At 53.7% G+C, this 12,236-nt stretch carries 13 protein-coding genes; 1 reads left to right on the forward strand and 12 read right to left on the reverse strand.

Going from position 1 to position 12,236, the window contains the following annotated elements; all coding sequences use genetic code 11:
• Nucleotide 1: 1 nt before the first annotated feature.
• The 6 genes from CCE92_RS01935 to fadH form a co-directional block, all read right to left on the reverse strand.
• The gene (locus CCE92_RS01935) at nt 2-847 is read right to left on the reverse strand and encodes an ABC transporter permease (RefSeq protein ID WP_088005837.1); all 846 of its coding nucleotides are present in this window, start codon (nt 845-847) and stop codon (nt 2-4) included.
• Nucleotides 844-1,779, reverse strand: coding sequence for an ABC transporter ATP-binding protein (locus CCE92_RS01940; RefSeq protein ID WP_088005838.1), 936 nt, complete (start codon nt 1,777-1,779; stop codon nt 844-846). The genes CCE92_RS01935 and CCE92_RS01940 overlap by 4 nt, the downstream gene beginning before the upstream one ends.
• Nucleotides 1,776-4,127: a DUF8725 domain-containing protein gene (locus CCE92_RS01945; RefSeq protein ID WP_088005839.1), complete on the reverse strand. Its 2,352-nt coding sequence runs from the start codon at nt 4,125-4,127 to the stop codon at nt 1,776-1,778. The genes CCE92_RS01940 and CCE92_RS01945 overlap by 4 nt, the downstream gene beginning before the upstream one ends.
• 99 nt (nt 4,128-4,226) lie before the next feature.
• Nucleotides 4,227-5,114: a transcriptional regulator CcpC gene (gene ccpC, locus CCE92_RS01950; protein ID WP_088005840.1), complete on the reverse strand. Its 888-nt coding sequence runs from the start codon at nt 5,112-5,114 to the stop codon at nt 4,227-4,229.
• 70 nt (nt 5,115-5,184) lie between these two features.
• A complete protein-coding gene (gene cbpB, locus CCE92_RS01955) occupies nt 5,185-5,628 on the reverse strand; it encodes a cyclic-di-AMP-binding protein CbpB (RefSeq protein ID WP_088005841.1) in 444 nt (147 codons plus the stop codon).
• Between the two features lie 99 nt (nt 5,629-5,727).
• A complete protein-coding gene (fadH, locus tag CCE92_RS01960; protein ID WP_088005842.1) occupies nt 5,728-6,495 on the reverse strand; it encodes a 2,4-dienoyl-CoA reductase in 768 nt (255 codons plus the stop codon).
• A 246-nt stretch (nt 6,496-6,741) separates the two neighbouring features.
• Between fadH and CCE92_RS01970 the strand changes: the two genes are divergently transcribed.
• Nucleotides 6,742-7,203, forward strand: coding sequence for a YkyB family protein (locus tag CCE92_RS01970; RefSeq protein WP_088005844.1), 462 nt, complete (start codon nt 6,742-6,744; stop codon nt 7,201-7,203).
• Nucleotides 7,204-7,267: 64 nt separating this feature from the next.
• Here CCE92_RS01970 and CCE92_RS01975 read toward each other — a convergent pair whose 3' ends face one another.
• From CCE92_RS01975 to ykzS, 6 genes are all read right to left on the reverse strand, one after another.
• Entirely contained in the window at nt 7,268-8,125 is an 858-nt protein-coding gene (locus tag CCE92_RS01975) for an NAD(P)-dependent oxidoreductase (protein WP_088005845.1), read from the reverse strand.
• A 156-nt stretch (nt 8,126-8,281) separates the two neighbouring features.
• A complete protein-coding gene (locus tag CCE92_RS01980; RefSeq protein ID WP_088005846.1) occupies nt 8,282-9,469 on the reverse strand; it encodes a DUF4129 domain-containing protein in 1,188 nt (395 codons plus the stop codon).
• A complete protein-coding gene (locus CCE92_RS01985; RefSeq protein WP_088005847.1) occupies nt 9,466-10,623 on the reverse strand; it encodes a DUF58 domain-containing protein in 1,158 nt (385 codons plus the stop codon). Before CCE92_RS01985 ends, CCE92_RS01980 begins: the two co-directional genes overlap by 4 nt.
• Nucleotides 10,623-11,540, reverse strand: a complete 918-nt coding sequence (locus tag CCE92_RS01990; protein WP_088005865.1) for an AAA family ATPase — start codon at nt 11,538-11,540, stop codon at nt 10,623-10,625. The genes CCE92_RS01985 and CCE92_RS01990 overlap by 1 nt, the downstream gene beginning before the upstream one ends.
• A gap of 30 nt (nt 11,541-11,570) precedes the next feature.
• A complete protein-coding gene (locus CCE92_RS01995) occupies nt 11,571-11,771 on the reverse strand; it encodes an aspartyl-phosphate phosphatase Spo0E family protein (RefSeq protein WP_144390964.1) in 201 nt (66 codons plus the stop codon).
• Between the two features lie 70 nt (nt 11,772-11,841).
• The gene (gene ykzS / locus CCE92_RS02000; RefSeq protein ID WP_088005849.1) at nt 11,842-12,030 is read right to left on the reverse strand and encodes a protein YkzS; all 189 of its coding nucleotides are present in this window, start codon (nt 12,028-12,030) and stop codon (nt 11,842-11,844) included.
• Nucleotides 12,031-12,236: the final 206 nt, after the last annotated feature.

The following is a 12,236-nucleotide window of genomic DNA, read 5'->3' on the forward strand; positions in this document are numbered from 1 at the left end:
CTTACTTGTATTTGTGCATGTTCACCCGGAGCCTTCGCACAGCAAGGCTGACGGAAGCCGCGGAAAGCAGAAGGTAAAATACGGTGTAGGAAATCCAGAGAGGGAAATCGATCCCTGTCATTTCATAGAAATCCTGTCCCATCCGCGGTTCAAGCAAAGATGTCAGCACGATGACCGGATTAATGCTTCCCCAAAAGTAGCTGATCGGCGAAAGAGGCCCGGTCCCCTGTGCGGAAAGGGTGTTGAACTGGACTGAAAGAAGCAGGAAAAATGCAGTGACCCCGGCAAAAAAGAACATCGTGCCGTATGTTGAGATCATCGAAACGATTGTTTTTCGGGTAAGGACGGAATACATGACACCAATTGAACCGAACGCGAACAGTGTCAGGAAATTGAACAGCATGATCCCCAATACCTGCCCGGGCGAAACGCCGCCGTACAGAAAAACGAGACTGTAAATCGGAAGGCCCGCTACGATCAGCAGCAGCAGGAACACGACGGATGCCGTCAGCTTCCCGAATATGATTTGGAAGGAAGTCTGCGAGGTCGTCAGCAGCATATTCAGTGTCTGCTTTTCCCGTTCCGTACTGATGGCTCCGGCCGTCAGCCCGGGTGTAATAAACAGGATGAACCCGAGCTGGATGAATGAGATCATCATGAAAAGCAGAAGACTGTCATCCGGCCGGAAGAAACCGTTTCCGCCGAGGGAAGTTTCCAGATAGATGAAACCCAGGACGAAAATGCCCATCGCCAGCAAATAAAACAGGATGCCGACGAAGCTTTTCGCGTTGCGGAAACGGAGCTTGATTTCTTTGACCAGCACCGGATTTGCGAGCATCTCTTTCATGCGGAATCACTCCTTTCCGTGATGGCCATGTAGACATCTTCGAGGTCCGTCTCTTCTTCTGCAAACGAAAGGACAGGCAGACCGGCTGTCAGCGCCTTTTTCAGGAGGGCGATCTGCTCTTCCTCCGCCCCCCTGTAAAGGAAGGTGACGGTCCCCTTCCCGCTGTCGGCGTCCATCCGGCTGATGGATGGATCTTGTTCAAAAAACGTGATCGCCTGCCGGATATCGCCTTTTACCCGGACAGTGATCAGCTTCTCGCTCTGCAGCTTTTCCTGGATAGCCCGGACAGAACCGAAAGCCTTCAGTTCCCCGGAATCGATGACACCGATCGTATCGCAAAGCTCCGCAAGTTCGGGCAGGATATGCGAAGAAATCAAAATGGTTTTTCCCATCGTCCGCAGGTGTCCGAGAATCTCCCGCATTTCAACACGCGCCCGCGGATCAAGACCGGAAGCCGGCTCGTCGAGAATAAGGATATCCGGATCATGGATGAGTGCCCGTGCCAGGCAGAGCCGCTGTTTCATTCCGCGTGACAAGTCATCGACATATTCATACCGCTTTTGTTCCAGGTTCACCAGTTCCAGCAGTTTCGGGATGGCGGCACGCCGCTCGATCCGATCCAGTCCATAACTCGCCCCGTAGAAGTCAAGATACTCGTCTGCCTTAAGCTGATCATAGACACCGAAAAAATCGGGCATATAGCCGATACGGCGGCGGACTTCATGCGGTTTTTCAGTGACACTGATTCCATCCACTTTCACTTCCCCGGCCGTCGGCTGAAGGAGTGTGGCGATGATGGAGAAGGTGGTGGATTTTCCGGCACCATTTGCGCCGACGTATCCGAACACGGTCCCTCCATCGATCGTCATCGTCAAATCCCTCAAAGCATAGAAAGAACCGAATTTTTTCGTCAATCCATCGACTTCGATCATTCGCGGGCAACTCCTTTCAATGTAAGACCGGGGAGTGTGATTTCCGGATTCATCCCGGAAGTCCTGATTTCCAATTGCAAGCGCACTTTCCCTTCGGGAGAAACGTACGCGTCGATGTTTTCGCCAACAGTTTCCGGATCCGCCGTATCATAATCCCCGGTCTCCTGATTCAGAATGCCCGCATCCAGACTTCGGCCTGCATTACCCAGCGTCAGACCGGTCCAGTCGATTCCTGAAACCAGTTCCGGATCCGCCAGCGAATATTCGACGAAGTAAGTCCCGTCTTCCATGTAATAAACAGGAGGAGTTTCTGAAATTTTATCAAAGAACCCGGTGGAGTCTCCTGCTGTCACAGTCAGGTTGAAATAGGACGGTTCCAGCGTAATCTCCCCTTCAAGGGAGACTTCGGGTGAGATGGGCTGGACAAGCAAGTTCACGGCTGAAATATCCGCCTGCTGTCCGGCAAGTTCCGCCGGCGCGATCGCATCCCGCGCATAGGCGATCAGGTATACTGATGTCTCGCCATCCGCAGCCAGCTGATTATACACAGACGACAAGACACTTTGTTTCCTGGCCGGGATGAGATCCGCTTCACTCATGACCGGCTGATGACCGCCATATTGGTTCACCAGTGCCGCGGGAGCGAGTACTGAAGATGGGACGGCGGTATCCACATCGATCTCTTCACCGGGATCGAGGGAGCCGATTTCGATGAACCGGGTACCCGTCCATACCGCGGCCCCTTCGACAGCGAAGGGATATTCGTTGCGGATGGTTCCGGTCAGCCTCCCGTCCGCGACCAGAAGATCGGTCTTGAACGTTCCGGCTTCTTCGATATACGTATGGCCGATAACCGAAGCGACGGACCAGTAACGCATATCCCTTACAGTGAGCGCCGTCCCGCCCGGCCCCTGTTCCAGGATCGCCGCTTCGTGAAGCGAGGACTCCATGAACGGTCCGCTCAGGTAATTCGCCAATTCAGTGCCTGGAGGCGCCTCGAACCGGTAATTTCCGCCAGCCGAAGACAGGAGCGAATTGACGAAGTGACCATCGAGCCCGCCGTCGGCATCCGCTTCAAAAAATCCGGTCTGCTGGATCTGCGGCTCGCCGATCCGGTCCTTTGCGCCGGCAGCGAACAACAGAATGGACGCCGCCACTGCCATCACCGGTATGGCGATCCATGCATACTCCCGTCGGTCCCTGCGCTTGAGCAGGAAATAAAGGACGGGCACAGTCAAGAGAATATACAGGAAAATGGCGCCGGCAGAAAGCGGCAAAGAAACGGCGAAATTCCCGAACAGTTCATTTACAGATGCGACTTCATAGACAAGCGCATTCTGCATATCGTACATGCCTGGCCCTGCATAAGCGGGACTTGAGGATACCAGGATATTCCGAATGAATTCGCTATAGCCCGCATTGCCGGTCACCGTCCCATCTCCCAGAGAAAACGCGGCCTGGACGACTTCACCTGCCCCAAGCTGCCTTTTCGCAGCAAGCGGCTGTTCCGGCGTTCCTGCAATGACCGCAGCATCCTCCTGCAGCGCTGAACTGTAACCGGGCACTTCCCCTTCGAACCCTCCGCCTTTCAGGGTTGCCGGTCCGGCTGGCAGCAGCGGCAAGTACCCGCCCAGCATCCCCAGCTCACGTGCCGTATCCGGCCCGGTTCCGGTCACGAGAGTGCCGCCTTCCGTCACCCATTGGAAGACGGCCTGCTGGACGTCTTCTCCGAGTCCCGTCAGAGCAAATTCATCGATCACTAAAAAATCGAGCGATTCGAGGCCGGTGACGTCGGCCGGGAGCAGCGGTCCGCCTTCCTGCCCGAAATGGAACACCTGCACCTCACCGGCGGCCGAAGCCGCTGCATCTTTCAGTTCCAGCAGCCTGTCAGGGTTTGACGTGAGTGTGCCGATAAACATGGCGGCCGGATCGAAGAACATAGGCGTCAGCGTATCCGGTCCGGAAAACGGCTGAATTTCCCCTTCCTCCCAGCCTCCTTCATACAGAAAGATGGATTGCGCCTGTGCGATGCCTGAATAATTCTCGCTCAGTCCCGGAACGGAAAAACGGATTGTCTCCATTTCACCTGCATCCAATGAAACCGGCACCGCCCGGCCACCCCCTAAGTTATGGTTATCTGAAAATTCAACCACCAAATCGCCCATGAAGGCGCTTCCGGTATTCGTCAGCGTGAATTCCAGCGGTGCTCCTGTCCCGTATTTTACTTTATTGCCAAAACCGGTTTCCGCCTGCAGCGAAATCTCCGGTTCCGCCGCGGTGGCAATCGGCGCTGCGAACACGGCCGCCAGCACGGCCAGTACTTGCAGAGCCCGCAATTTCTTCCCCATTCCATAGCCCCCTCCGGTTCTGTCTCTGTTTGTTATTGCTGAAAAAGTTTCTGCAGCGGTCCTTCTCCGCTGTATGCTTTTCTCTTTAGTTAGACGATACTACGCCCTTTTAGTTTCCAGCCGGGCCGCGTGTTCCTGTACGATTTCTGTGAACGCCGCCACTTGGCGGAGTTCGAACGCTTTACTGTAGCCGATCAGCCACGTATCCCTCGTCAGTTCTGTTTCTTCTCCGCTGTCGGATAAAGGAATGGTATAGACATCCTCGAGACCGGAAAGGGTGATGGCCGGGAGAATGGCATACCCGATCCCATTCGCCGTCATTTGCCTGCAAGTTTCAATCTGGTCAACTGTAATTTGGCGTTTAGGATTTGATGAGAAGTTTTTCTGCCACCATTGCCTGATTTCTTCGTAATAATCCGAATCACTTTTGAACTGGATAAATGGCCGGTCCGTTTCGAGGACTTCCTCCATGGTCCGCATTTCCTTGTCCACGAGGTAAAGCGGATCCTGGAACAAATGGATCTTCGTTCCTTTCCAGTCGGTGTGGCCGCGTACGATTCCGATGTGCGCTTCCCCTTCGTAGAGGGCTCTTACTATTTCGGAGCTCCATCCGGTCACTAAGGATATTTTAGCGTCGGGGTATTTCGTAACATATTCTTTCAGCACTTTCGGGAGCCAGTTCTGTCCGACGATGGAAGCGCAGGCGATCCGCAAAGTGCCGTGGACCTTTGATGACAGCATCTGCAAGGTCTCGATGACTTCCTCTCTCCGGTGGATCGTCTCTTCCGCATAGCGGATGACATGCTCACCGGCCGGAGTCGGTGTCAGCCCTTTTTGCGAGCGGACAAACAATCGTTCTCCCCAGTCTTTCTCTATGTTCTGCAGCCGCTGGGAAAGGGCCGGCTGCGAAAGGAAAAGCCGCTCTGCCGCCTTCCGCATGTTCCGTTCTTCCGCCAGCACTTTCAGTATCATCTCTTCGCCTGCCATTGGTTCGCCTCCTGTTCTGCCGGCAATAGAAAAAGGCCTCGCGCTGAGACCTTTTTCGCCGTCCAGCCTTTCATCCGTTCAGCTGGTATATTCGTTTCTTAAGCTGTTTCAGCATGACGCGTCTCGTCAGGATCCCGGTGAACATGCCTTCGTGGTCTACAACACAGAGGAAGTTCTGGTCGATCAGCAGATCCAGCGCTTTCTGGAACCGGTCGTCAGGCTTCAAAAGCGGAAGATCCGTTTCCATGATGTCCTCTACACGGAGATCGGGCAGCCGTTCGTACTCAATGTGGTCGAGGCCGAGTATCGCGTCCGTGATGCGCTGGGCATTGATCAGCCCGCAAAAGTGATATTTCATGTCGAGCACCGGGATGGCTGAATAGCCTGTTTTCGTCAGTACGAGCAACGCGTGTTCCGCACTGTTGCCGACTTGGACATGCGCGACTTTTTCAGATGAAATGACAAAATCCTCAATCTGCGCTTCGAGAAAATCCCTGTTCGGTAATGATATCATTACAAAATCTCCTTTATGCCATGACGGATAAGCTATCTTCCTCTGTATTATCATACCATAAAAAGGTTATCTATAACGAACGTTATCCGGAACTTTGGCTCAAAATGGAAATTTATTGAGCCACTGCCCGCCATCGAGCGTTACAATTTCCCCGTTCATGTATGCGGCTTTATCCGATAGTATAAAGGCGGCCAGTTCCGCAATTTCTTCCGGTTTTCCGAGACGGCCGAGCGGGACGGATTCAAGTGTCCGCTTAGCGGCTTCCTCCGATTCCCAAAGCTTCTCGGCCCCTCCTGTCCGTTCGATCGGCCCTGGTGCGATGCCATTGACCCGGATGCCGTACTGTGTCCCCCATTCGACAGCAAGCGTCCGGGTGAGCGACATGACGCCTGCTTTAGCGGCAGCAGAGTGGGCGACGCCGGCTCCTGCATTCCAGGCATACGTAGCCAGCATGTTGAGGATATTCCCTTTCACGCCGTTTTCTATCCAGTAATTCCCGACGGCATGGGAACAGAAGAACGTGCCGTTCAGGACGATGTCGACCACTGACCGCCAGCCGTTCGGAGACAATTTTTCAGCATGTGCGATGAAATTTCCGGCTGCGTTATTGACGAGGGCATCGATTCCGCCAAAAGTTTCGTGCGTGAAGGTCACCATCGCTTTCGCATGATCCGGTTCCCGGACATCCATCTGAAAAATTTCGGCTTTCCCGCTATTTTCAGAAAGCTTCCGGTGTGCCGCGTTGAGTTTTTCCATATCCCTGCCGGTTATGACAACATTCGCGCCTTCTTCCAGGAATTTTTCAGCCATGTAAAACCCCATTCCGCTTGAACCGCCTGTCACAATGACCGTTTTATCTTTCAGCATTTCCATTCCCCCTGTTTTCAGTTGATGTTCCTTAGCCGGGCCGTCTCCCGATTTTTTGGAGGAATCGGATGGTCCGGCTCTTCCTCTTTTTCTATTTCAACAAGGAGGCCCTTCCCTCCTTCCCATGAATGGATAAATCCGGATTTTCCCTCCTTACCGCTCGGCTGCTGTTCCCCTTTTGCCGTATACAGCAGTTCCGCTTTTTGATATGATGAAGCCAAACTACCGACAGGAAGGAATGATTCCATGCCAGCTGAGAGGACGGATTCGGAGATCGCCCAGGCGATTTTCACCGTGAACCGCCATGCAAAAACTGCGCCAGACAATCACTATTTGTATGCACTGAAAAAAGAAGCGCTCCAAAAAATGATCCTTCAGAAACGGGCCCGGAAAATCGGCCTGCACTTCAGCAAAAATCCCCGGAAAAGTCAGCAGCAGTCGTCCGTCCTCGTGCAGTGCGGCGAATATTATTTTCATTTATTACCTAAGAAAGAGGATTTCAAGGAACTCGAGCATCTCGGTGAATTGGACAGCACATACCGGAATCCGTCCAGCCGGATGAATTTGCGGAGCGCGAAAACCATCCTTGCCGATTATACCGGCCTTGAGCCGAAAAAAGCGGATCCCCCTCCCCAAAAGCGAATTGCCGGTTACACTCCCCAGCGGTCAGACCGGTTTTATTCCAATAAAAAATCGTACTTCGATTAACGGCCCGGAAACGATGCGTTCCGGGCCGTTTTAGGTTCTCTTTTTCATCTGTCGGGACGGCCGATTATGTATAGTGCTTGATCAGCGCCTGGGTTCCAGCTTCAGCATATCCCTGTTCAGCAAGTTCTTCGTACATTTCAAGGGCCAGCCGCAGCGCGGGAAGCTCAAGCCCCATCTTTTCCGATTCCTCTGCCGCTATTTTCATGTCTTTGATGAAATGCTTGATGTAAAAGCCCGGCCGGAAATCTTCCTCGATCATCCGCGGGACGAGATTCGACAAGGACCAGGAACCTGCCGCGCCGGCCGAAATCGAACGCAGGACCGTTTCCGGATCCAGCCCCGCTTTCCGTGCGTAGATGAGTGATTCACATACCCCTGTCATGGTCGATGCGATCGTGATCTGATTGCACATTTTCGTATGCTGGCCGGCCCCCGGGGGTCCCTGATGCACAATATTCGTACCGAACAGCGACAAAAGCGGGCGTATCCGTTCAAGAACTTCGCGGTCACCGCCCACCATGATGGACAGCGTGCCGTTCGCCGCACCGGTGTCTCCGCCGGAAACAGGAGCGTCAAGCGCCTGGCAGCCGAGCCCTTCCGCCTTTTCTGCTATCCGCTTTGCGAGTGCAGGCTGTGAAGTGGTCAAGTCGACCAGGATGGTCCCTTTACGGACACTGCCGAGGATCCCGTTCTCACCGAAGTAGACTTCTTCGACGTCCGCCGGATAACCGACCATCGTCAGCACCTTGTCTGCCCCGGATGCCGCGGCCGCCGGCGACTCTGCCCACATTGCCCCCTCCCCGATCAAATCCTCCGCTTTTTCCCGTGTCCGCGTATAAATGATGACTTCCTTCCCCGCCTTCAGCAAGTGACGGACCATGCTTTTCCCCATGACACCGGTCCCGATAAATGCGATTGCCATTACCGTTGCCTCCTTCTGCTTTTCTACAGTTTAGCAGATTGCCGGGCTTCATGAAGGCAAAAAAAAGAGCCGGCCACTTGGGCCAGCCACAAAAGGGGGAAATGAGAATGTTGCTGTGTTCAATAATAGTATCCCCCGGGTGCATGTTCGCTAAACCTATTTTTCAAAAAAACTTTTGAGTTTTTCGAGTTCATTTAAAAACCGTTCTTTATCTTTGTCTGAAATCGTTTCATCGCCATAACGGACTCGGTCGTATATCCGATGGAACTTCTCGTCCGCCGGCCAGCCTTCCCGGCCGAACCACTCCCGGACTGTCTCGGCTTCAGCCCTCCCGGCTTTATGATCGGCTGCCGCCTTCTCGAATTTCCGGAAGGCCTCCCGGATGAAGGGTAGGTTTGCATTCCGGTACAAAACCCTCTTCAACGGCTTTTCATCCGCAGGTATTACTTGGTCAAACCGGACTTCGGCGCCTTCTGGTGCCGGTTTTTCTTCCCATGCACTGCCCCGCCAGTTACGGAGCCAGAATAAGAAGATCACGGCCAGGATGATGATGACTGCGACAGCGATTAGACCCCACGGAATTTCAGGAGCGGCATAGGACATGTCACCCGGCTGTAAATCTTCGGTGGCGGGATTGGCCGTCGCTTCCTGATTACTCGGAGCCAGCTGGATTTTTTCCAAGATACGGATGATGAATTCGAATACGCCGTCGAACGGCTGAAGGACAAATGCCAGAACGGAACCGAGAACCGTACCGATCGCAACCCGAGCCCAGTCGGCGACGGCGAAGAATAATCCGGCGCCGGCAGCCGGAACGGCTGTCAGCAGAAAAGCAGCTTTCCAAAAATCGGAAGCCGGCACATCTGCTGACACGGCATACCGGTAAACGAGCCGGCTAAGCAGGAAAAACAGCAGCGCGAAAAATGCGGCAGCGTAGAGCAGCGCTGACTGGAAATCCGTCCCCCAAACCAGCACTGCCGCCAGACTCACCGGAAAAATCAGGATGAACAGCAGCATGTAATTGTTTCCGGTTTCCTCCTGCAATTCGGAAAATCTGGCATGCAGCCGCCAATAAACCAGCATTGCGAACAATACATATAAAAAAACCGAACCGCCGAATAGAAGGACGGGGATCATTACAACTGCAGAAGATACCATTGCTGTAATGGGGTGGTATGAAAAACGGATCGCAAGAAGCGCCGACAGCAGCCCTGATATTCCGCTCAGCGCAAGGAACAGTGCACCTGCCGGAAGTCCTTCGCGAAGACTGATCAGCATAACCGGCAGCGCGATCAGTGAAATATCCAACATGAATAAATTGAAAGATAAGAGCCTTCCTGTCACTGGACCAGCCTCCGATCCCGGTCAGCCGTCCGGATCCGGAGGTGCGTCTGTCGGCTCCATTTCGCGATGAAATGGCTGACCTGTTCGGTATCATCCGTCAGCAGGACGGTCGTTACGGGGAGTTCAACATGAAAATCGAGATGGGCCAGGACTGACCGGAGCGGAATGACAGAATCGTCTTTCGAAACGACCGCGAGAAGTTCAAGAGCCCGCTGTCGCTGTTTCTGGCCGGACCCTTCCGGCAAGTACAAATAAGGCGTCTTCCCGGCAGAACGCACGTTGACAGCGACAGAGAAAGCAAGTCCTTCAGCAGCACTGCGGTCTATAAGGGATGCCAGTTCTTCGATCCGTTCCTCCAAATGCGCGACGGTCGAATATTTAGCAGCAACATCCGCCACAAACAAAACGGACTCATCAGCCGTTTTCGAAAAGACTTTCGTCTGAAGCCGATCCAGTCTTGCGCTCGCTTTCCAGTGGATGTGGTGGAACTGGTCGGCTGGTGTGTAATCACGGGTGCCGACTGGCTGGAACAAATCGTCGAACAGCGAATCTTTCACGTCCATCATGCCCGGTTTTAGCTTGGAAGCTGCCCGTTCAGCCGGGAGGCGATAGATGGTCGGGTAGACGAGCAGTTCTTGCCTGACCGGTTTGCCGTACTTTAACAGACTTTGGCCATCCCCAAACGGATGAGGGATCAGCAGTTCCATCGCCTGAATTTTGGCAACACCCCGCCGCTTACCCATCACCGGGATTTTGACCGTTGTTTTTTTCCGGTAGCCCGCCGTAAAGGGGATCGCCACTTCAATGATGTCACCGTAGTGCCGGAGTCCGCCCGCTCCGGGCTCCACAATGTCCGGAAAATAAAGTTTCAGCCGGGCTCCCCATATCGGGAGCCCGGAATTGGTGAATTCCAATTCCCATTCCGATTTACCGCCCCGGAGCATGCGTTTTCTGATACGCCTGTCAGTCAGTGTGAGCCGGGAACCGGCGCGGTTCGTATAAGCCGCCTGCATCCCGATCAGAATGCCGGCGAACATAAGGATAGCCGCAGCCAAGTACAGCTTCAAAACGGAAACGAGGAAGAACATGACGAGCAGCAGTGAAAGGAGCCATTTTTCCGCATAGGATTCTTCCGCTTCCCTTACCCACTCCATCAGATGACCTCAACCGGTGCAGGAACCCCGTCCCGTATGTTCCTGATGATCGTCGCCGCTTCATGGATGAGTGAACTTTCAGGTGTGAGCAGGATCCGGTGGAGACTGACAGGTTCAAAAACGGCTTTGACGTCATCCGGTGTCACAAAGCTTCTGCCATCCAGATACGCTTTTCCCTGTGCCGCATTCGCCAGTGCCAGACCTGCCCTTGAACTTAGGCCGAGTTCGACGGCTTCATGTTCACGGGATGCCCGCACAAGGGCGACGATATATTTTTCGATGTCTTCATGGACTTGCACTTCCCCGACAGCGGCCATCCAACGGCGGACGTCTTCCTGTGTGGCGGTCAATCCGCTGAAGCGCCGGCGGCTTTGACCGCCGCGGAATCCTCTGATGATCCGGAGTTCTTCCGCTTCAGAAGGATAACCGATTTCCAGCCGGAACAGGAACCGGTCGAGTTGTGCGGCAGGGAGCGGAAATGTCCCCTGCTGTGATTCCACAGGGTTTTGTGTGGCGATCACCATGAACGGATCGGGCAGCCGGACCGTTTCACCATCGATGGTCGCCTGTTTTTCTTCCATGGCTTCCAGAAGGCTGGACTGTGTGCGGGGGGTTGCCCGGTTGATTTCATCCGCCAGGAGAAGGTTGGCCATTACAGGACCCGGCCGGAGTTCGAATCGCTGTTCTTTTGGATTGTAGAAACGGATCCCCGTCACATCGGATGGGAGGACATCCGGCGTAAACTGCAGCCGGTGGAATGCGCCATCGAACGCCGCCGCGAATGCTTTCGCCATCCACGTTTTCCCAGACCCCGGAACACTTTCCAGCAGGACATGGCCTCCCTGCAGCAGGGCGATCAGCATAAAATCAAGCTCTTTCTCCCTGCCGACGACTTGTTCATTAAGCATTGACTTCATCTCATTAATTTCCAACCGATTTCCCTCCGATTATCCAGGGCGGTCCGTCTCTCTGATGCCGCTCTTTCCATAAAGCGGACCGCTCCTGCTCTTTTCATAAATGTTCAGCATCGCATCGAGCCTCCTGCTCAGCCGGAGGGCTTCAGGACTTGCCACTCCATGGCGGACTGCGGATTCGATCATCGCTCTACGCGTCGCTTCCAGTTCTATAACAGATACAGACTGTCTCACATGGAGCACTCCCAACTGTGCATGGATTTCTGTCTATTATACATGCAGACCTTAAAGATTGGTACTTTTTTCAATTTCTTGGAACTTTATGATATGTATAGATAACCCGACCGTTATGTCCGGCTTCTCCCCGGAACTGCTTGAAGTCCTCCCGGCCGATCAGCTCATTGCGCACCGCCATGAATTCTTCTTTTTCCACTGCAAGGCTTTTCAACTCGCCTGAAGCGAGCTTGTCCAATTTTTCTTGTATATCTTCCATTCCTCTCCTCCTCAATTCCCTTAACCACTGTTTTTCCAGCACCATTTTTCAGCAGGCGCTGCCCGCTGGCCACTCTTTAAAACGCGCTACTGACTACTATACAGCAAGCGCCGCCGGAAATCAGCTGCTTCCGAGATAGCGGGACTGCGGAGCTGTTTTTCAGACCCGGGATTTTTTTATTAAGACTATTTCACTGTTTTACGCCC

It is taken from the genome of Indiicoccus explosivorum (assembly GCF_002167005.1).
GTDB lineage: Bacteria > Bacillota > Bacilli > Bacillales_A > Planococcaceae > Indiicoccus > Indiicoccus explosivorum.